The sequence below is a fragment of the Pengzhenrongella frigida genome (genome assembly GCF_004168625.1).
GTDB lineage: Bacteria > Actinomycetota > Actinomycetes > Actinomycetales > Cellulomonadaceae > Pengzhenrongella > Pengzhenrongella frigida.
Genome location: NZ_SDWW01000001.1, coordinates 21,161 through 41,743, shown reverse-complemented (window position 1 = coordinate 41,743; position 20,583 = coordinate 21,161). Strand labels below are relative to the sequence as shown.

Here is a 20,583-nt window from a genome sequence, read left to right as displayed (position 1 = left end):
GTCGCCGATCAGCCGGCCGCCGCGAGCACCGCCGCGCGCGCGTCGCCGGCTGCGTCGAGGTGCACCGGCAGCTGCATCGTCGCCAGCATCCGCACCATCCCCTGCCCGATGTGGTTCGCGACCACCGCCTCCACCTTGTTCTCGCGCAGGAACGTGACCACCCGCGCATGGTGCGAGCCGGGGGTGCCCTCGTCGTGCAGGCGGCTCCAGGAGGTCTCGATCTCCTGCCAGGTCGCGATCTGGCCGTCGACCACGTCGGCCACCGCGACCCGGTCGGCCTTGCCCCATCGAGGGTCGACCTGGCCGTTGCTGGTAACGGGGACGCACAGGATCACGGTGATCAGGACCTCTCGTCGTGGCGCCGCGCGCGAGGTCCGCGTCGCCGATCGCCATGGCACGCCACCAGTGTCCGCCCTTCTCGCCGGGCGATCGCGCGCGTCGGCCAGGCCGGTACGCCCGGCTAGAATCAGGCAGTGGTTGTTGCCGGAGGGATGCGTGGCGCCGCAGGTGTCAGAAAGCTCACCCGGCAGGTGCTCGGCCGCCTCCCCAGCGCGCAGGTCGGTCGACGCGCGACCGACGCGGGGCTGGACGAGGCCGTCGTCCAGGGGGCGCTCGAGCTGGCGCTCCGCCTCGGCGAGGCGATGCTCGCCCTCGGCGCCTCGGCCGCCGACGTGACCGCCGCGATCCACCGCACCGCGCGCGCGTTCGGGCTGCTCGGGTGCCAGGCCGACGTCACCTTCACCTCCATCACGATCTCGTACGACCGGGGGCCCGGGACGTTCCCGATCACCCTCATGCGGGTGGCGCGCATCAGCGGCCTCGACTACGGGCGCCTCGGACGTGTCATGCAGCTCAGCCGTGACATCGGCGCCGAGCGCATCCCGATCGACGAGGCTCTCGGCCGGCTCAAGGTGCACCACCTCGCGCTGGACGAGATCGTCGAGGCCCCGCACGCCTACCGGCGCTGGGTCGTCACGCTGTTCTTCGCCGTGCTCGCGGCCGCGGTCGCCGTCCTGCTCGGTGGTGGGCCCGCCGTCGCGGTCGTGGCCGGCGCGACGACCGCCGTCATCGACCGGGCGATCTGGGCGCTGGACCGGTGGGGGCTGCCGCCGTTCTTCCTGCAGGGCATCGGGGCGGCCATCGCCACCCTCGTCGCGGTCGGCCTGTACGTCCTGGTCCCGCGGCTCCCCGTCGGGTTCGTCGACCTGCCGCCGTCGCTCGTGGTCGCGTCCGGCATCGTCGTGCTGCTGGCCGGGACCTCGCTCGTCGGCGCCGCCGAGGACGCCATCAGCGGGTTCCCCGTCACGGCCGGTGGGCGCACGTTCGAGGTCGTCGTGCTCACCCTGGGCATCGTCGTGGGCGTCGGTGGGGTGCTCGACGTCGCTCGCCGGGCCGGTGTCGAGCTGGTGATGACCGACAACCAGCAGGCCAACGGCTCCTTCGTCGTCCAGGTGCTCGCCTCGGTCGTGATCTCCGGCGCCTGGAGCATGGCGCAGTACGCGCGGCCCCGAGCGGCCGCCGCGGCGGCCGGCGCGGGCGGGGCCGCCTGGATCGTCTACTTCGTGATCCGGGAGATCGGCGTCGGCCCGGCGGTCGCCAGCGCGGTCGCCGCCCTGCTGATCGGCTTCCTGGCCGAGACGCTCGGGCCGCGTATCCATGTGCCGCCGATCGTGATCTCGGTGAGCGGCATCGTGCCGCTGCTGCCCGGGATGGCGATCTACCGTGCGCTGTTCCAGCTCGTCAACGAGCCGACGTCGGCGCTCGGCCCGGGAGCCGCGAACATGCTCGGTGCCGCGCTGATCGGGCTCTCCCTGGCGGCCGGGGTGACCCTGGGAGAGTTCCTCGGCGCCCCGCTGCGGCGCGGGACCCGGCAGCGGCCGCACGTGCCCGGCGTGTTCCTGCGGCGCGCCCACCGACCGCACCGCGCAGCGGACGCCGAAGCCGCCGCCGAGTCCGCAGCCGAGGACGCCGCCGAGGAAGCAGCCGGGCTCGCGGTGGACGCCGCCGCGCTGTCCCCGGCGGAGCCCGCCGCGCTGGTCCGCGCCGCGCCCGAGGCAGCGGCCCTCGCCGAGGTGGGGCACCGCGACGGGCCGTCCCAGACGGCTGCGGGGCAGTAGCCGCACCGGCAAGATGGACCCATGGACGTCACCGAGATCCTGCTGCCCGGTGTCGGCGTGCGCTACGAGTTCGACACCGAGGCCGGGATGCGGATGGGCGTCGTCGCGCACCGGGATGGCCGGTTCGAGTTCGTCCGGTACGGGCGTGCCGATCCGGACGCCGCCCTGCCGGTGGCGATGTTCTCCCGCGAGGAGGCCGACACGGTCGCGGAGATCCTCGGTGCACCACGGATCACCGAACGCTTCGCCGACCTCACCCGTGAGATCCCCGGGCTGGCGGCGGCAACCGTGGCCGTGCCGGTCGGCTCGCGGTTCGCGGGCAAGACGCTGGGCGCCACTCGTGCCCGCACCCTGACCGGGGCGTCGGTCGTGGCGATCGTGCGCGGTGACGGCGTGATCGCCTCGCCGATCCCGAGCGAGATCCTGCTGGGCGACGACGCGCTCGTCGTCATCGGGACCGACACCGCCATCGACGGCGTGCGCCGGATCGTCTCCGGTTGACCCGATGGGCGAGGTCGGTGGCTTCCTCGTCGAACTGGGACTGCTGCTGCTCCTGCTCGGGGTGCTCGGCACGGCGGCGCGGCGGGTCGGGCTGTCCCCGGTGCCGTTGTTCGTCCTGGCCGGGCTGTTCCTCGGCGACGGCGGCGTGGCGAGCGTCGCGGCGACCGCACCGTTCGTGGAGACCACCGCGGAGATCGGGGTGCTGCTGCTCCTCCTCCTGCTCGGGCTGGAGTTCTCCGCGGCCGAGTTCACCGCCTCGATGCGCCGGCACGGCCCGAGCGGTGCGGTCGACTTCGCCCTGAACGCGCCACCCGGGTACCTGGCGGGCGTGCTGCTGGGGTTCCCGTGGCAGGCCTGCCTCGCGCTCGCGGGGATCACCTGGATCTCGTCGTCGGGCATCGTGGCCCGGCTGATCAGCGACCTGGGGCGCACCGCGTTCCGCGAGACCCCGGCCGTGCTGTCGGTCCTCGTGCTCGAGGACCTCGCGATGGCGGTCTACCTCCCGGTGCTCGCGGTCCTGCTCGCGGGGGGCACCCCCGGGCGGGCCGGTGCCGGCGCCGTCCTGGCCGTCGCCGTGGTGGTGACCCTCCTCGTCCTGGTCCGCCGGTTCGGCGACCACCTCGGCCGCCTGATCCAGCACGAGGACGACGAGCAGATCCTGCTCCGCGTGCTCGGGCTGACCCTCCTGGTCGGCGGGTTCAGCTACCTGCTCGGCGCGTCCGCCGCGGTCGGTGCGTTCCTCGTGGGACTTGCCATCCCGGGCGAGACGGCCCGTCGGGCCCGCGCCGTGCTGACGCCCCTGCGCGACCTGTTCGCCGCGATCTTCTTCCTGTCGTTCGGGCTCCGGGTCGATCCGACCGAGGTGCTGCCCGCGCTGCCCGTGGCGCTCGCGCTCGCGGTGGTGACCGCCGGGACGAAGGTGGCGACGGGCTGGTACGCCGCGCGGCGCGACGGCGTGGGCAGGCGCGGCCGGGTCCGCGCCGGGGTCTCGCTGGTGGCGAGGGGCGAGTTCTCGATCCTCATCGCCGGCCTGGCGATCCTCGCGGGCTACACCGAGATCGGGCCGCTGGCCAGCGCGTACGTGCTCGTCCTCGGGGTCGGCGGACCACTCCTCGCCCGGGGCTTCGGGCGGCGCTCGGTCTACCCGGTGGAGCTCACCCCCCGCCGCGCAGGGTTGTGACTCAGGCCCCGCCGCGCAGGGTTGTGACTCACGCCCCGCCGCGCAGGGCGGTGATGGGTTCGACCCCGGCCGCCTTGAGGGCCGGGTAGGTCCCGGCGCCGAGGCCGATCACGCCGCCGAGCAGGGCCGCGCCGAGCACGACGACGGTGTCGAGGATCGGGGTCCAGCCCTGGGCGAGCGAGACGAGGATGACGGCGGCGACGCCGGTCGCCGAGCCGATCAGCCCGCCGAGCAGGCCGATCACGACGGACTCGACCAGGAACTGCCGGCCGATGTCCGCCTTGCTGGCGCCCAGAGCGCGGCGCAGCCCGATCTCACCGGTGCGCTCCCGGACGCTGAGCAGGGTCACGTTGGCGATCCCGAGGCCACCGACGAGGAGCGCGACGGCGCCGAGCGCGAGGAAGATCGCGTTGATGTCGGCCTGGACGCTCGTGCGGACGGCCGAGGCGTCCGGGGGGACCTGGACCTCGATGTTCTCCGGGCTGTTCGGATCCAGGGCGAGCGGAGCCTGGTCGGCGACGACCGGCCCGGCGCCGACGGCGATCGTGGCCTGGGCCTGGTCGAGGCCGGCCAGGGCGAAGTCCACGCGAGCGGTGCCCACCGGCAGGATGACCGCGTCCAGGAGGTCCGTGCGCCGGGCGACGCCGTCGATGATGCCGATCACGGTGTACGGGCGCTCACCGATGAAGATCGACGGTTGACGGTCGACCCGGTTGACCCCCAGGCGCGTGGCGGCCCGGGCGCCGAGCACGACCACCCGGTCGGCACGCTCGTCGTGGCCGGAGTCGAAGTAGCGGCCGGTGACGATGGTGCCGCGGACGGCGTCGAGCAGGCCCGGGGTGGTCGCGAGGACCTTGGGGGCAGCCAGGGGAGCGGCGGAGGGGTCGTTGACCGGCACGGCGGTGATCTCGGCGCCGGCGACGTCGACCGCGGCGATGCCGCCGGCGGCCTCGACCCCGGCGATCCGTTCGAGGCGGTCGGCGACGTCCCACGGGATGGACCCGATCGCGCGACTGCCGCCCTGGGTGCGGGCGGTGGCGGGCTCGACGACGACCTGGGTGGCGGCGACGGCGTCGAACTGGTGGGCGATCTGCCCGGCGGCGGTCTGGGCGAGGCCGACCGTGACCACGAGCGAGCCGACCCCGAGGACGGTGCCGATGATCGTCAGGACCAGCCGCCCCGGTCGCGCGCCCACGCCGTAGGCGGCCTCGGCGATCAGGTCGCGCAGCCCGAACCGGTCGCGGGCGGAACCCAGGGCCGCGGCGTCCGACCCGCGGCGGCGCAGACGGCCGGGGCGCGGCAGGTGCGGCAGGCGGAGGCGCGGCAGGCGGACGCTCGGCAGGCGCAGGCGCAGGCGGAGGTGGGGCAGGCGCAGGCGCGGGCGGCGGACGCGGGCCGGCTCGAGCCGGCTCATCGGGTGACCTCGGTCAGGGTGCCGTCGTCGATCCGGATCCGGCGCTGCGCGCGGGCGGAGACGCCCGCGTCGTGCGTGATGACGACGAGCGTGAGGCCGTCCCGGTGGAGCTCGTCGAACAGGTCCAGGACACCGCCGGAGGTGGCCGCATCGAGGTTGCCGGTGGGCTCGTCGGCGAGCAGCACGTGCGGCGAGGAGATCACGGCCCGCGCGATCGCGACGCGCTGACGTTCCCCGCCCGAGAGCACGATCGGCAGGAAGTCGAGCCGGTGGCTGAGCCCGACCCGATCGAGCGCCGCCAGCGCCCGGGGTCGACGCTCGGGGCGGGGCACGCCGCTGTACAGGGTGGCGAGCAGCACGTTGTCGAGCACGGTGCGGTGGGGCAGCAGGTGGAACGCCTGGAAGACGAACCCGATCCGGCCACCCCGCAGGGCCGCGCGGTCGGCGTCGGAGGCGGCGCCGGTGGGGACGCCGTCGAACAGGTAGTCGCCCGAGGTCGGGCGGTCCAGCAGGCCGAGGATGTGCAGAAGCGTGGACTTGCCCGATCCGGACGGACCGATCACGGACACGTACTCCCCGGCCGCGATGCGCAGGTCGGCGCCGCGCACCGCAAGGACCGGCGGGGTGCCGGCAAACGTGCGCGTCAGGGCCCGCAGCTCGATCACGGGCGGCGCGACGGTGCCGCCGACCCGGATGTCGCCCGCCTCCTCGGTGTGGTCCCCGGGGACCGGATCGCCGAGGAGGTCGACCACGCTCACGGCGCGTCCGAGTCGGCGCTCGTGGGTTCGTCCTCCGGTTCGTCCTCGGTCGTGCTGCCGGTGACCCCGACCACGACGCGGTCGCCCTCGGCGAGCGCCGCCGCCGTCGAGGTGACCTCGACGAACCCGTCCGCGGCCAGGCCGGTCTCGACGGTCACGAGCGTCGAGGTGCCGTCGTCGGCGAGAACCTCGACGCGGGCCTCCCCGCCCGGTCCGGCGGTGAGGGCGGCGGTCGGGACGGCGAGGACCTCGCCGTCGGTCGCGCTGACCCGGATGGTCATCCGGACGTTCGCGCCCTGGAGCTCGGCGCGCTGCGGCTCGGTGAGCTCGGCAGGGACGACGATGACGCGCGTGCGGTTCGCATCGGCCTTCTCGGCCGCGGCGTCGGCGTCGGCGCCCTCGACCGGGGCGCCGATCGAGACGACCGTGCCCGGCACCTCGTCGCCTCCGGGCAGCGCGATCGCCACGACCGTCCCGACGGCGATCAGGTCGGCGTCGGACGCCACCACGCTGCCGGCGATCTGCAGTGCTGCGCCGGACACGCTCATCACCGCGGTGCCGGCGACGGTCGAGCCCCGGTGCACCTCGACGGAGTCGACCCGGCGCGGGATGGACGTCAGGTAGACGATCTCGCTCGAGGGCAGCGGCGTCAGGACGTTGCGCTGCGCGGTGGTCAGGTCCGTGCCGGCCTCCGTCCGGGCGCGCTGGGCGGCGGTGAGGGCCGCGCGCTCCTCGGAGGTGTCCGCCGGTGCCAGCAGGGCATCGCGGTCGACCGAGGCGGCGGTGACCTGATCGGTGAGGTTGGCGATCTCGCTCGCGGTGACCATCGGTCGGCCGGTGTCGGGATCGACCTGTCCGACGAGCTCCTGGGCGTCCGCCAGGGCCCGCTGGGCGACCCGGATCTGATTGTCCTTGGTGACCAGGTCGACCTGACCGGGGCCGGCCTTGGCCGCAGTGAGCGCCCGCTCGGCACTGGCGACCTGGTCGTCGGCGGCCCGCGTGGCGTCCCGGGCACCGGCGAGGGCCAGCTCGGCCTCCTCGCCCGCCGACGGCGCCGGGTAGCCGGCTCGGGCGTACAGCGCGGCGACGCCGGCGGCGGTGGCCGCGTCGTACGCGGGGGAGGACGGATCGCCGGGATCGATCCCGAGCGCGACCAGCGCGGCCTTGAGCTGCACGACGTCGGGTCCGGACACCCCGGCGCGCAGCGTCCGGTAGACGGGCAGGTCGCCGGGCAGCAGGATGACCGGCCGCCCGGCCAGCTCGAGCACGAGGTCGCCGGCGTTGAGCGTGGCGCCGACCTCGGGGACCTGGCCCGTGACGACAGCCGGACCGCCGAGGTCGCCGGTCTCGAGCGTGATGCTCGCCGGGTCCTCGTAGACCGCGTCACCGCGCAGCACGACGTCGGTCGCGAGCACGCGTCGCTCGACCGGGACCGTGATCGGACCGGCCGTCGGAGGCGCGGCGTTCGCGGCTGCCTCGGCCGGCGAGGTGATCAGGCGGCTCAGGCCGAGGCCGGCCACCAGTGCGATGACCGCGGTGACGGCCATCAGCCAGATCGTGCGGGTGGAACCCGACAGGCGTGGAAGCCGCACGTCGTCAGGACTTCGACGCGGTCGTCGCCGCGAGCCAGGCGTCGAGATCGGCCTTGTGCGCGTCGACGAACTCCTGCTGGAGCTCGAAGCTGATCTTCTGGTTGACGTCGTCGAAGTCCACGTCCTCGCGGCAGCCGAAGTCGGCGACCGCCGTCTTGATCTCGCGCGGCGTGATCTCGGCCATCTTGTCCTGGAGGTCGGTCTGCATCTGCGCGTTGAGCTCCTCGGTCATCTCGACGGCCGGGTCGACGTCGGCGTAGAGCCCCTCCTGCAGCACGTTGACCTCGTCGTAGATCGAGGTCTCCCCGTCCCCGACGGCAGCTAACCCGTCGAAGCCGGCATCGGCCATGCAGGAGGCCCACTCGGCGTTGACGTCGGCCAGGCGCGGATCGGCCTGGACCGCGTCGTACATCGCCGTGATGTCTTCCTGGAGGCCGGCAAACGCGTCGGCCTCCAGCCCGCCCTCGTAGACCTCGTGCTGGGCCTTGCCCTGGCAGCCCGCGGTCTCCCAGTTGTACTCCTGCATCTCCTCGGGATCGGCCTCCGGGTCCATGGTCTGCTCGCCGTACAGGGCCGCGTAGAAGGCCGTCCGCTCGGTCTCGGACATGGCCTCCACGGCCTCCTGGTTGGGGTCGACCATCTCGTCGGTCCCGTCCGCGTTCGCCTCCATCGAGGCCGCCTGGTAGCCGCCCGGGTCGGTCGTGGCGCCGTACCCGTACTGCTCCGCGAACTCCTTGGTGCCCCACTCCACGTCGAGCTCGTCGGAGCTCATTCCCTGGGTCATCGAGGCGGAGTAGTCGATGGGGAGGTACTCGAACCCCTCCTCTGCCATGCAGGCCGCGGCCAGCTCCTCCACCTTCACCATCTGGGCGTTGGAGTCCGCCATCATCTTCTCGTCGTCGGCCGCCTCGCCGCCGCCCCCGTACATCTTCTGGAAGTACTCGTCGAGGGGGCCCACGGGGGCGTCCGCCGCGGCGCCGGAGCCCTTGGCCGGGTCGTCGCTGCCGCCGCCGCACGCGGCGAGGGTCAGGGCCAGGGCGGCGCACGCGGTCACAGCAATCGTCCGGGACAGGGTGACGTTGATGAGGAGGCCTCTTTCGGGAGCGCGGGGTCTGAACTATGAGTCAACTTAGCGCGTGATGTGAGTCACGGGGTCAAAAACTCCAGCCGGTCCAGCGCCTTTCCCGAAATGTCATCAACGCCCGAATTTGGATCTTTGGATCAATACCATGAATGGCCCCCGCGCGCCGAGGAATGGGCGGGCGGCTGCACCGTCAGGACGGCTCGGGGATCTCCGGCTCCGGAGCGGTGCCGTCCCAGGCGCGCGGGCTGTGGTCCGGGCGGGTGCGCTCGTACTCGTTCTCGAGCAGCGGCGACGAGATCATCAGGTCGGCGGAGGCGACGTTGCAGGCCATCGGCACGTTCCAGACCGTGCCGATCCGCAGCAGGGCCTTGACGTCGGGGTCGTGCGGCTGCGGCTCGAGCGGGTCCCAGAAGAAGATCAGCATGTCGATGACGCCCTCCGCGATCCGGGCGCCGATCTGCTGGTCCCCGCCGATCGGGCCGGACAGGAAACGGGTCACCGGCAGGCCCAGCTCGTACTCGAGCATCGTTCCCGTGGTGCCCGTCGCGTAGAGCTCGTGGTTGCTCAAGGTGCCCCGGTTGAACTCGGCCCAGCGCAACAGCTCGACCTTCTTGTTGTCGTGCGCGACGAGGGCGATGTGCCGTCGGCTGGTGACCATGGGGACCTCCGCGGTGTCGTGGGTTCACCACGGATTATGCCGAATCGCCGCGGCCCGAGCGGGGATGCCCGCGACCACGACACACCATCGCGCCTGCGGCCCGGCGAACCGGCCCCGGGCAATGCTTGTCGGCAATGTCTGACACCGACCTGCGCGCCCCCGAGGGCCATGCCCATGCCCACGCCCCCGGCCCCGCCCCGCGCGCGTCGCGCCGGGTGCGCCTCCTGCTCGCTGCCGCGCTCCTGCCCATCCTGCTCGCGACGATCCTCGGCGCGGTCACGCTGTGGCCGCGCGGTGATTCCGTCGTCGGCACGATCCCGGTGACGGGGTCCGGGAGCCAGTTCGTGCGCGCCGAGGTCGTCGGCGTCCCGGTGGACGGGATCACCGACGGGGTCGCCGGCGTGACGGCGCGGCTCGACGACGGCGGCGACCTCGTCGAGGTCCAGGTCCCGCCCGAGCACCTCGCCGCCGGCCTCGGTCCCGGTGACCGGATCAAGGTCATGTACATCGCCGAGGCGGCGGGCTACGGCAGCCCCTACATCTTCATGGACCATGTCCGGACGGCGCCGATCGGGCTGCTGGCGATCTGCTACGCCGTGCTCGTCGTCGCCGTCGCGCGCTGGCGGGGCCTGGCCGCACTGGTCGGCCTCGGCCTGGCGCTCGCGGGTATCGCCGCGTTCACCCTGCCGGCGCTGCTCGCCGGCTCGAACGCGCTCGCGGTCGGCCTGGTCACGGCGTCGGGCGTGATGTTCGTCGTGCTGTACGTCGCGCACGGCTTCTCGGCGCGGACGACGACGGCGCTGCTCGGCACCGTCGTGGGCCTGGCGGTCACCGGCGGCATCGGCTACTGGGCCTCCGGCGCGGCGCACCTGACCGGGCTCTCCGACGAGTCGGCGCTGATGCTGCCGTCGTACGCGCCGGACGTCGACCTGCGCGGCGTGGTCCTGTGCGGGCTGATCCTCGCCGGGCTCGGGGTGCTCAACGACGTGACGATCACGCAGTCGTCCGCGGTCTGGGAGCTGCGCGCGGCGAACCCTGGGGCGTCCCGGCGGGAGCTCTTCGGTCGGGCGATGCGGATCGGCCGCGACCACATCGCCTCGACCGTCTACACGATCGCCTTCGCGTACGTCGGGGCCGCCCTGCCCCTGCTCCTGCTGGTGGCGATGCTCGAGAACTCGTTCGTCGACACCCTCACCAGCGGGGAGATCGCCGAGGAGGTGGTCCGCACGCTCGTCGGGTCGATCGGGCTCGTGCTCGCCATCCCGATCACGACCGCGGTGGCGGTGCTCGTGGTCAGCGCGGACGACGCCCCGGCGCGCGCCTGACCTCGACGCGCCCAGGCTCGTGCCGAGGCCTCGTCGAGCGCCTAGACCTCGTCCCGCCAGGAGTGCGCGGGGGCGAACCCCAGCAGCGCGCGGGCGCCGTCGATCGCGAGCAGCGTCTCGAACTCTCCGATCTCGCGGGTGAGGGCAACCCCCGGGAAGACCTCGGCGAGCAGGTCCGCCGAGGGGCGGTCCATGATCGTGTCGGCGGCGGCAATGATCACGTTGTGCGACCCGGTGACGTCGGCCTCGAGCGCGAGCCGGAACGCCGTGGCGGCGTCGCGCACGTCGATGTACCCCCACAGGTTCCAGCGGCGCAGGGTCGCGTCACCCTGGAACGACGGCACCTGGGCGTAGTCCTGCGGCCGGAAGATGTTGGACAGACGCAGCCCGACGAACGGGATCCCGGACCAGGCGGAGATGTGCTCGGCGAGCTGTTCGGAGATGACCTTCGACAGCGCGTACGTGGACGTCGGCAGCGGGAAGTGCGCCTCGTCCACCGGTGCGTACCGCGGCGGCACGTCGAACGGCAGCCCGAGCGTGGTCTCGCTCGACGCCCACACGACGCGCTCGAGCCCGAGCCGCTGCGCGGCTAGGAACACGTTCGAGTTCATCGTCGCGTTCTGCGCGAACGTCTCGGGCGCGGTCGCGCGCCCGGGCGAGGGGATGTTGGCGACGTGCACGACGGCGTCCGCGCCGGCGAGGACCTCGATGGCCTGCCCGTAGTCGGTCAGGTCCGCATGGACCATCTCGACCCCGAGCGGGCTGTCGGCCCCCGCCGGCCCGACGACGTCGGACGCGGTGACGTCGTACCCGTGCGCCAGCAGGTCCGCCACGATGGCCCGTCCAGCCTTCCCGAAGGCCCCGGTCACAGCGATTCGAGTCACGATTCTTCTTCCAGCAGAGGGTCCGGGATGGGTGGCGGACCGAGTGAGGCGACCGTACTCCGCCGGGCGGGGGACGCCGGTGCGTCAGCGCGTGAGCACCGTGAACCCGCCCGCCCGGACCTGGACCGTGAGCACCGCGCCGCGCATGGTCCTCTCCTGGCGAAGCGTGCCCGTGGCGTCGTACGAGCGCACGGTCGCCTTGCCGCCGCCCGGCAGCGCGACCTTTGCGGCCTCGGTGCGCGAGCCCGCGTTCTGCACCAGGGCGGTGCCGCCGTGGGGGCCGTCGAGCACGAGGTGCGACACGCGCGGCTTGAGCAGCAGCGCGTCCACGCGGGCACCGGTGGTGGCGCCGCGGCGGACCGCCACGCTCAGCGCGGTGGCGCCGGCCGGCAGCTCGCGCGGCAGGCTGACGGGGGTCAGGGCACCGGGCGCCTCGGTCACGCCCTGGTCGCCGCCGGTACCGGGGTCCACGGTCCCGAGCGAGGTCCGACCGGTCGACCAGTCGAGCCGCGCGGCACCGGTGCCCGTGGGGGTGGCGGCGTGCAGGTCCACCACCGCCTGGACGACCCGGGGCTGGTCGGAGGCCGGCAGCGTCCACGCCGCGCGGGCCCCGGTGGCGAGCTCGAGATAGCTGCCGGCGCTCCAGAGCGACTCGCCGGTCCAGGCGGACGGAGCCGGCGCGGTGACGGCGCCGCCGCTGAGGGTCGCGGACTCGGCCTCGACCACCTGCACCCCGTTGAGGTCGACCAGCGAGGTCGCGGACCGTGCCGTCGCGGCGGCGTCGGGGTGGGCGTCCAGCGCGAGCATCGTCAGCAGCCCGTGGATCGTCGACTCCGCGCCGGAGTTCTGGTTGACGACGCCGTCGCCGTTGAGCCCGTCAAAGGTCACGCCGGTGGCCGGGTCGTACATCGGCGCACCCGCGCGGTTGGCGCCGAAGTACCAGGACGCGGAGATCCCGGCGAGCTGGGCCAGGCCCGGCCGGCCGGTCGTGTCGGCGACCGCGAGCAAGGACTGCACGCGCGAGTCGACCCCGTACGCGATCTGGGTGGTGTCCGACGGCGACGGCATCCACCCGTTGATCGGGCCGGTGGCGGTCAGCAGATACGGCGTGAACCCGGCCACGTCGGTGACCGCAGCGTCCAGCAGGTCCGGGCGGCCGACGGCGTCGGCCGCGCGCGCCAGGGCGGCGGGCATCTGCGAGGACCAGGCGTGCCACATCGACTGCGAGTGCGTCCAGGGCAGGATCGCGCCGTACGGCCAGGTGGTGGAGTCACCGCTGGACATCGCGGCGATCCCCTCGGCGTACCGGGCGACCGCCGTGGCCGCGCGGGTGGTCAGCGTCGAGGCCGGGGCGGACTCGACGAAGGCGCTCAGGCCCAGGACGGCCTCGCCGGTGGCGTCGGCGCCGTCGACGATCAACCAGGTCGGCACGCGGGCGCCGTCGGCCACGTCCCAGGTCCCGTACCGGCTCAGGGACTGGCGCTCGAGCGCGGTCAGCGCGAGATCGATCCGGTCGCCGAGGAACGCGGCGAACTCCGGGTCGTCGACGGCGAACGCCGCGTAGCCCTCGCCGAGCGCCCACACGGTGCGGGCCAGCCAGTAGGACTCGCCGGAGTCGCTAGGGTCGGGCAGCTCCACCGGGACCGGGCTGAGGTTGAGCGAGCCGTCCGGCTGCATCCACAGCGCCACGTTGCCGGCGTCGGCCCCCGCGGTCGTCTGCATGTAGGTCACCGCGCGCAGCAGCTGGTACGCGGCGTCCCGGCTGTGCGTGTCGCCGTCGAGCTTCCAGTGGCGCAGGTACACCACCGCTGCGCGGGCCAGGTCGTCGGTGTTGAACGCGCCCTGGGCCCAGGTGTCGGTGGCGGTGTCGTGCGGCCCGCCGCCGACCCGCTCGTACACGCCGCCGTCGCGCCGGTCGGCGTAGGTCCACAGCACCCCGAGGTCCGGCTCGGTGTCGAGCCGGTAGGTCGTGTGACCGGCCAGCGCCGGCGGCGAGACCGTGTCCCCGAGGAAGTCGAGGTGGGCCAGGTTGGTCAGCTGACCGTCCGGTGCCGGGCCGACGTCGCTCGTCGCCCAGCCGACCGGCGCCGCTGGAGCGGCGTCGGCGCCCGTCGCCAGGGCGGGTACGAGCATCGCGACGGCGAGCCCCACGGCGGTCACGGTGCGGGTATGGGGACGCGGACGGGCGGTGGCGTGCGATCGTGCGGTCATCGTTGACCTGTCTTTTTGGGCGTGCGCGACGCGAGGTCCCTCCGGCGGAGGGGCCTCACCTGTCTTGCGGGCCTGCTGTCGTGCGGAACTGGTGCGGACCTGCGATCCGCGACCGGTCAGGGCGCGTAGGCCACCGCGACCGTGCCGGTGGTGGTCATCTCGATCGCGCCGTCCGCGTCCGGGAGGAAGGCGGACTGGCCGGGTTGCAGCACCAGCCGCTGGTCCCCGCAGGTCAGCGTGCAGTGCCCCGCGCAGCAGACCGCGATGCGGGCGCCCGACGCCGGGGGGATCAGGGAGACGCGGGTGCCGAAGTCGTCCGGTCCAGCCGGGAGATACGCCCACAGGGCGAAGTCCGTCACCGGCGGGGTGAAGACGGTCGCCCCGCCGGACGGGGCCGGGCGCAGGCGCTCGGGTTCCCCGGATGCGAAGCTCACAAGCCGCAGCATCTCGGGGGCGTCGACGTGCTTGGCGGTCAGCCCGGCCCGGAGCACGTTGTTCGACGTCGCCATGAGCTCCAGGCCCAGACCCCGGATGTAGGAGTGGATCATGCCCGGGCCGATGAACACCGACTCGCCGGGCTCGACCCGCAGCACGTTGAGGAACAGCGACGCGACGATGCCGATGTCGTGCGGGAAGCTCTCCGCGAGCTCGACGACCAGGCTGTACTCGGGCCGCTCGTCGCGGTGCGCCAGGGCGCTGGCGACGACGGCGGCCGTGACGTGCTGCTGGACCGTGGGCTCGGCCGTCAGCAGCGCGGTCAGCGCCGAGCGCAGCGCCTCGGCGGGGTCGCTGGCGTCGAGGTGCCCGACGATCGGATCGAGGTCCGGTACGTGCAGGCCCTTGAGCAGCTCGGAGATGACCTCGACCGGCCGGAAGCCGCACATCATGTCGAACGGGGTCAGCGCGTAGAGCATCTCGGGCTTGTGCTCCCGGTCGCGGTAGTTGCGGGCCGGGTCGTTCAGCGGGATGCCGGCGGCGTCCTCGCGCCGGTAGCCCTCCTCCGCCTGGGGGCGGGTCGGGTGCACCTGGAGCGACAGCGGTTGGCCCGCGGCCAGGAACTTCAGCATGAACGGCAGGTGCGCGCCGGTCTGCCGCGCGACCTCGGCCCCCAGCGCCTCGTCCGGGCTGCCCTCGACGAACTCGTCGAGCCCGACCTCCCGGTCGCCGATCTCGATCGACGACGGGAGCGCCGCGTGCGCACCCATCCAGATCTCGGCGACCGGGCGCCCGTCCGGTCGCTGGTGCAGCAGGGCCGGGAGCAGGTCCACGGATCCCCAGGCGTACCGCAGCCACGGGTTCGTCAGCATGTACACGATTGGTCCTCCTCGAATGAAGCGCGAAACCCCTGAGACAGTGCTTACGCCACTCGGTCGAGGCGTGCCACGCCGATCTTGCTGTCGGCCATGCCGTAGAAGACGTAGCGGACGCCGTCGATCTCCTCGATCGCGGTGGGGAACACGACGTTCGGCACGATTCCGGACGTCTCGTCCGCGGTCTCCGGCGCCAGGATCGGCTCGCTCGTGCGCGCGACGACCTTCGAGGGGTCGTTCGCGTCGAGGATCATCGCCCCGGCGGCGTAGTTGACGCCCGCCTGCTGGTCGACGCCCTTGACGAGCATGCCCCGCACGCCGTGATGGATCAGGAGCCAGCCCTCCGGCACCCTGATCGGAGCCGGCCCGGGGCCCACCTTGAGCTCCTCGAACGGGAACTCGGGCATCGCGACGAGCGTGCTCGTGTGCTGGTTGACGAGGTTGGCGATGTCCGCGAGCACGTCGGTGACGGGGACGTAGGAGATCCAGATCCCCGGGCGTTCGTCGGTGACGCCGGCCGGGAGGTGCACGCCCTCGCCGTCGCGGACCCAGCCCAGGTCCCACATCGGGCGGTGCAGCATCGCGAACGACAGCACCCCGTCCGGACCCGGCACGGGCTCCGGGAAGAACACGACGTCCTTGTTCGGGAACAGGTTGAGGTCGAGGTCGAGCTCCGGTTGGTAGACGAAGTGCAGGGGCCCGAGCCGGCGCCACTCGCGCAGGTCCTCGGACACCGCCAGCGCGGGCCGCGGCCCGAGCGGCCCGTAGGCCACGTAGGACATCACGTGCAGCCCGAGCGCCTCGATGTAGGTGATCCGGGGGTCCTCCGTCCCGGCCGAGCCGGTGCCGCGCTCCCAGCCGGCGTCGGGCGCCAGGACGACACCCTCGCGCTCGACGCCGACGGGGACGCCGCCGTCGAGGACGACCTTGGCCAGCCCGACCCGGGACACGTTGCCCGTGGCGACCAGGCGGGGCAGGAGGTACAGCGTGCCGTCGGGCGTGTGCCCGGTCGCGGGGTTGAGCACCCCCTCGGCCTCGAGGGGGTTGCCCTCCTCGGGGGTCATGATCACGCCGAGGCGGGTGAGCGTGTACGGGACGAGGTTGTCAGTGCGCATGGGGTCAGCCCTTTACTCCGGTGGAGGCGTCCGTGGCGGTGAAGTGCCGCTGGAACACGATGAACAGCACGACCGCCGGGACGGCGAGCACGGTGGATCCGGCGAGGATGGCGCCGAACGGGTTGTCATGGAACGCGGCGCCGGTCTGCGTGAAGTTGGCGACCGCGACGGCGAGGGGCTGCAGGCTCTGCTCCTTCGTGATGAGGAAGGGCCACAGGAACTCGTTCCACGGGCCGATGAACGTCACGAGTGCGGCCGTGAGGATCGCCGGCTTGACCAGCGGCACCGCGATCGACCGCAGGATGCGGAACTCGCCGGCCCCGTCGATCCGGGCCGCGTCGAACATCTCGCGGGGCACCTGCAGGAAGAACTGGCGGAAGATCAGCACCGCGACCGAGTTGATGGCGAACGGCAGGATCATGCCCAGGTAGGAGTCGCCCAGCCCGAAGCCGCGCACCAGCAGGACGTACAGCGGCACCATCAGCAGCTGGAACGGCACCGCCTGCAGCAGCAGCACGACGGCGAACAGCAGCCCGCGACCGCGGAAGCTCAGGGTCGCCAGCGCGTAGCCGGCCAGCACGCCGAAGAAGAGCGTGCAGAGCACCACGGCGCCGGTGAAGATCCCCGAGTTGAGCAGCGACCGGCCGAGGTCGATCGACTCGTTGATGTCGGTGAAGTTGCTCAGGGTCATGTTCGACGGCCACGGGAGCGCCCCGGCGAGGGTCGGGTCACGCTTTTCCTGCAGGGCGCCGACAATCATGTAGTAGAACGGGAACAGAAAGCCGACCGCCCCGACCAGAAGAAGGGCCATCGGGAGCAGCTGGCGGGTACGTGACCGACGCTTTCCCGACGTGCTTCCCGCATCATTCTTCAGGATCGCCGGGGATTGTTTCTGAGTGGTGGTCATGTCAGTCCCTCTCGGTGATCTTGCGGCTGACGTAGGTGACCAGAAGCACGCCGACCACCAGCAGCACACCGATCGCCGAGGCGATGTCGGGGTTTCCTTGCTGGATTCCCTGCTGGTAGAGCAGGAAGACGGGGGTGGTGGAGGCGCCGTTCGGGCCGCCGCCGCCGGTGAGCAGGTAGGGCTCGGTGAAGAGGTTCGCCCCCGTGATGATGGCGAGCAGGACCACGAGCGTCGTGGCGGGCCGCACGGCCGGGATGGTGACCGCCCGGAAGCTCTGCCACCGGGTGGCGCCGTCCATCGAGGCGGCCTCGTTCAGCTCCTTGGGGACGTTCTGCAGCGCGGCGAGGAACAGCAGGATGAAGAACCCGAGCTGCTTCCAGGTGACGTACAGCGCGATCGACGGCATGGCCCACGCCTTGTTGACCAACCACGCAGGATCCGGTGCGAGCGGCCCGAGGATCTGGTTGACGATGCCGCCCGAGTTGAACATGAACATCCACACGGTGACCATCGCGACGCTCGCGGCGATGTACGGGACGTAGTAGGACACGCGGAGGAAGCCGCGCCAGTGGATCGCGCTGTTCAGGGCCGTGGCGAGCAGCAGCGACAGGATCACGGTGAGCGGCACGTTGATGACCAGGAACTCGGCCACGTGCACGAACGAGGCGCGCACGTCCGGGTCCGAGAGCACGGTGGCGTAGTTGTCCAGGCCGACGAACGGCTTCGCGACGTCCACGCCGGGGGCGGTGAAGTAGAAGTCGTGGAACGACATCCACACGCCGAGCCCGAGCGGGTAGACGAACACCGCGGCGACGAAGATCGCGTAGGGGGCCGCCAGGAGCAGTCCCATGGGGTGGCGGCCGAGCGCGCGTTCGATGCGCGATCGGCGCCGCCCGCCGGGCGCCGGGGCCGCAGCGGTTGCGCGCTGCGGTCCCGACGCCCGTACGTCAGTTCCGGTGGACATGAGGGTGTCGGCCTACTTCTTCACGGCGAGCTCGTCGATGGTGCCGGCGGCGTCCTTCAGCGCGGACGGGATCTCGTCCTCGCCGAAGATGACCGCGCTGGTCCAGGCGTCGCGGAACGTCTGCCAGACCTCGACCGAGTTCTCGACGTTGGGGACGTCGACCGTGCGGTTCGCCTGGTCGGCGAAGGTCGTGTAGTCCGGGTTGGTCGCGAAGTAGTCGGGGAACGCGTCGGTCAGGTTCGCGCGGAGCGGCATCTGGCCGGTCGTCTCCAGGAGAGTGCCGTCCTGCTCCTCGCTCGTCGAGAACTTGAGGAACTCCCACGCCGTGCCGGTGTTCTCGCACGAGCTGTACATGCCGACGTTCTTCGAGTCGGCGAACGTGTAGGTCTCCTCGGGGGCCGTGCCGGTCGAGGTGGGGATCGGGGCGACGCCCCAGTCGATGTCGCCGTACGACTCGACGGCCCACGGCCCGGCGCTGGCGATCGCCGCGACGCCGTCGTTGAACGCGTCACCGGTGTACGGCTCGTTGCCCGCGAGCTTCTCGTCGTAGATCGTCCGCCAGAAGTCGGCGACCGCCGTGCCCTCCTCGCCGGCGAACGTCGAGGCGCCGTCCTCCACCAGCAGCGTGCCGCCGGACTCGGCCGCGTACAGCGGGTAGAAGTCGAACCAGGACTGGTAGAACTCCGACGCCGGCGACGGGTAGATCGCGTACGTGGCCGCGCCCGACGCGACGATCTTGCGCGAGGTGTCGAGGAACTCGTCATAGGTGGCCAGCGGCGGGTTCTCGGGGTCGACCCCGGCCGCCGTCATGATCGCCTTGTTGTAGAAGAACATCACCGGGTTGCTCTTCCACGGCATCTGGTAGTAGTCGCCGTCGGCGGAGACGTACTGCGAGGCGGCCTCGCCGGTGCGGGCCTCGATGTACTCGGCCCCGTCGGGGAACGTGGACAGGTCGACCAGGCCGCCCTGCTTCTGGAACCCCGGGACGGCCACCGGCGCCGTGTTGTAGATGAGGCACGGGGTGTTGCCGGCGGTGATGGCGGCGCCGATGACCTCTTCGGACGAGCGACCCGCCGGGATCTCCTGGCCGGTCACCTGCTCGTCGGCGTGGTCGGCGTTCCAGGCCTCGACGACCTGCTCACCCCACGCGACCTCGTTGGGGTTGTTCGAGTACCAGATCTTGATCGGGCCGCTCGCGGCGGTGCCGTCGGCGCCCTTCGGGGTGGTGGTGCCGCCCGAGCAGGCGGCGAGCATGCCCGCGGCGGCGAGCGTGGCGGTGAGGACTACCAGGGGTCGCTTCATTGCGCACCTTCATGTGAGACGAGCGCTTGAGGAACAAGCGTCAGAGCGAGACGCGTGGCCGAGGAGAGGCTGCGCGGTGGTGCCGTCCGGTCAGTCGTCACCCCCGAGGCAAGGCCCGGCGGACTGCCGGATCACGAGCTCGGCGGGCGGGAGCATCCGCTCGGGTGGCTTGTCGCCGGTGTGCAGGAACTGCAGGAGGACTTCGGCCGCGGTGCGGCCCCACCCGTAGGAGTCGGAGCGGATCGTGGTCAGTGGCGGGTTGATGTGGGCGGACAGCTCGGCGTCGTCGAAGCCGACGATCGACAGGTCCTGGGGGACCCGGAGCCCCGCCTGGCGGGCCGCCACGACGCCGGCGATCGCCATCGAGTCGTTGGCGTAGATGATCGCCGTCGGCTGCTGGTGGCGGGGGAGCGCGAGGACCTCGTGCACGGCCCGCGCTCCGCTCGACGCCGAGAAGTCGGTCTCGATGCAGACGTGCGCCGCGAGGCCGTGCGTCTCGAGCGCCCCCTGCCACGCCAGGCGGCGCCGGGTCGAGTGCAGGTAGATCTCGGGTCCGCCGACGTACGCGATGCGGCGGTGCCCGAGCCCGACGAGGTAGTCGACGGCGTCCCGTGTCCCGCGCTCGTCGTCGAGGCTGACGGCGGGGAACGGCGAGGGGGCGTCGGTGCGGTTGAGGGTGACGGCCGGGAGGCCGAGGTCCGCGAGGAAGGCGATCCGGGAGTCGTGGTGGCGCACGTCGGTGAGCACCACCCCGTCCACCCGGCCGTGCGTGCGCAGCTTGCCGTACGCGTCCTGCTCCGCCGCCGGGTCGGCGACGAACCGGAGCAGCAGGGACTGGTCGGCGTCGGCGAGCGCGGACTCGACACCGGCGATGAATCGGGCGAAGAAGGCGTCGGACCCGAGGGTCTCCGGCGGGCGGGCGAAGACGAGCCCGATCGCGTAGGCCCGGGAGTTCGACAGCGACCTGGCCTGCTGGCTGGGGGTCCAGCCGAGCTCGGCCGCTGCGGCGAGAACGCGGTCACGGGTGGCGGCGGCGACATTGTGCCGGCCATTCATGACAAAAGATACGGTCGCCTTCGACGTGCCGGCGAGAGTGGCCACGTCATTGATCGTGGGGCGGGCTTGTTTTTGTGTGACGGGCTCGATGATTTCTGGCATCGCCTATGTCCTTAGCGAGGTCCCGGTCGATGCAGGCATTTCACCTCCAGCGACGTTGCTGACTTCAGTAGACGCCCTCTGAGCCGTGGTTGTCAAACCGGTT

General features: G+C 72.4%; 18 protein-coding genes. 4 read left to right on the top strand and 14 right to left on the bottom strand.

All coding sequences use genetic code 11. The annotated features are described in order from the left end of the window. Window positions 1-8 precede the first annotated feature (8 nt). Window positions 9-398: a NifB/NifX family molybdenum-iron cluster-binding protein gene (locus tag EUA98_RS00180; protein ID WP_242511107.1), complete on the bottom strand. Its 390-nt coding sequence runs from the start codon at window positions 396-398 to the stop codon at window positions 9-11. Window positions 399-473: 75 nt separating this feature from the next. On the opposite strand from EUA98_RS00180, the gene EUA98_RS00175 reads away from it, so the two are divergent. The 3 genes from EUA98_RS00175 to EUA98_RS00165 are packed head-to-tail and all read left to right on the top strand — an operon-like array spanning window position 474 to window position 3,798. Beyond that, window positions 474-2,117, top strand: coding sequence for a threonine/serine exporter family protein (locus EUA98_RS00175; RefSeq protein ID WP_130100646.1), 1,644 nt, complete (start codon window positions 474-476; stop codon window positions 2,115-2,117). Window positions 2,118-2,138: 21 nt separating this feature from the next. Beyond that, window positions 2,139-2,618 carry a cation:proton antiporter regulatory subunit gene (locus tag EUA98_RS00170; protein ID WP_130100645.1) on the top strand — a complete coding sequence of 160 codons (480 nt, stop codon included), beginning with the start codon at window positions 2,139-2,141 and terminating at the stop codon, window positions 2,616-2,618. Between the two features lie 4 nt (window positions 2,619-2,622). Next, entirely contained in the window at window positions 2,623-3,798 is a 1,176-nt protein-coding gene (locus EUA98_RS00165) for a cation:proton antiporter (RefSeq protein WP_130100644.1), read from the top strand. 28 nt (window positions 3,799-3,826) lie between these two features. Here EUA98_RS00165 and EUA98_RS00160 read toward each other — a convergent pair whose 3' ends face one another. From EUA98_RS00160 to EUA98_RS00140, 5 genes are all read right to left on the bottom strand, one after another. Continuing rightward, entirely contained in the window at window positions 3,827-5,212 is a 1,386-nt protein-coding gene (locus EUA98_RS00160; RefSeq protein WP_242511106.1) for an ABC transporter permease, read from the bottom strand. After that, entirely contained in the window at window positions 5,209-5,907 is a 699-nt protein-coding gene (locus EUA98_RS00155; protein WP_207218917.1) for an ABC transporter ATP-binding protein, read from the bottom strand. Before EUA98_RS00155 ends, EUA98_RS00160 begins: the two co-directional genes overlap by 4 nt. A gap of 59 nt (window positions 5,908-5,966) precedes the next feature. Then, complete coding sequence (locus EUA98_RS00150; protein WP_130100642.1) at window positions 5,967-7,517, bottom strand: efflux RND transporter periplasmic adaptor subunit; 1,551 nt, start codon at window positions 7,515-7,517, stop codon at window positions 5,967-5,969. A 49-nt stretch (window positions 7,518-7,566) separates the two neighbouring features. After that, the gene (locus tag EUA98_RS00145) at window positions 7,567-8,616 is read right to left on the bottom strand and encodes a hypothetical protein (protein ID WP_130100641.1); all 1,050 of its coding nucleotides are present in this window, start codon (window positions 8,614-8,616) and stop codon (window positions 7,567-7,569) included. A 220-nt stretch (window positions 8,617-8,836) separates the two neighbouring features. Then, the gene (locus EUA98_RS00140; RefSeq protein WP_130100640.1) at window positions 8,837-9,304 is read right to left on the bottom strand and encodes a methylglyoxal synthase; all 468 of its coding nucleotides are present in this window, start codon (window positions 9,302-9,304) and stop codon (window positions 8,837-8,839) included. A 134-nt stretch (window positions 9,305-9,438) separates the two neighbouring features. On the opposite strand from EUA98_RS00140, the gene EUA98_RS00135 reads away from it, so the two are divergent. Next, window positions 9,439-10,629, top strand: coding sequence for a YibE/F family protein (locus EUA98_RS00135; protein WP_130100639.1), 1,191 nt, complete (start codon window positions 9,439-9,441; stop codon window positions 10,627-10,629). Between the two features lie 41 nt (window positions 10,630-10,670). On the opposite strand, the gene EUA98_RS00130 is transcribed toward EUA98_RS00135, so the two are convergent. From EUA98_RS00130 to EUA98_RS00095, 8 genes are all read right to left on the bottom strand, one after another. After that, window positions 10,671-11,513, bottom strand: coding sequence for an NAD-dependent epimerase/dehydratase family protein (locus EUA98_RS00130; protein WP_130100638.1), 843 nt, complete (start codon window positions 11,511-11,513; stop codon window positions 10,671-10,673). A gap of 84 nt (window positions 11,514-11,597) precedes the next feature. Further along, the gene (locus EUA98_RS00125) at window positions 11,598-13,724 is read right to left on the bottom strand and encodes a hypothetical protein (RefSeq protein WP_130100637.1); all 2,127 of its coding nucleotides are present in this window, start codon (window positions 13,722-13,724) and stop codon (window positions 11,598-11,600) included. Between the two features lie 116 nt (window positions 13,725-13,840). Next, window positions 13,841-15,031, bottom strand: coding sequence for a mannose-6-phosphate isomerase, class I (gene manA, locus EUA98_RS00120; RefSeq protein ID WP_242511178.1), 1,191 nt, complete (start codon window positions 15,029-15,031; stop codon window positions 13,841-13,843). A gap of 50 nt (window positions 15,032-15,081) precedes the next feature. Continuing rightward, a complete protein-coding gene (locus EUA98_RS00115; RefSeq protein WP_130100635.1) occupies window positions 15,082-16,149 on the bottom strand; it encodes a glycoside hydrolase family 130 protein in 1,068 nt (355 codons plus the stop codon). A 4-nt stretch (window positions 16,150-16,153) separates the two neighbouring features. Further along, window positions 16,154-16,960 carry a carbohydrate ABC transporter permease gene (locus EUA98_RS00110; RefSeq protein ID WP_242511105.1) on the bottom strand — a complete coding sequence of 269 codons (807 nt, stop codon included), beginning with the start codon at window positions 16,958-16,960 and terminating at the stop codon, window positions 16,154-16,156. 97 nt (window positions 16,961-17,057) lie between these two features. Beyond that, window positions 17,058-17,906: a carbohydrate ABC transporter permease gene (locus EUA98_RS00105; RefSeq protein WP_242511104.1), complete on the bottom strand. Its 849-nt coding sequence runs from the start codon at window positions 17,904-17,906 to the stop codon at window positions 17,058-17,060. A 126-nt stretch (window positions 17,907-18,032) separates the two neighbouring features. Next, a complete protein-coding gene (locus tag EUA98_RS00100) occupies window positions 18,033-19,322 on the bottom strand; it encodes a sugar ABC transporter substrate-binding protein (RefSeq protein WP_130100632.1) in 1,290 nt (429 codons plus the stop codon). Window positions 19,323-19,412: 90 nt separating this feature from the next. Next, entirely contained in the window at window positions 19,413-20,480 is a 1,068-nt protein-coding gene (locus EUA98_RS00095) for a LacI family DNA-binding transcriptional regulator (protein ID WP_130100631.1), read from the bottom strand. Between the last annotated feature and the right edge of the window lie 103 nt (window positions 20,481-20,583).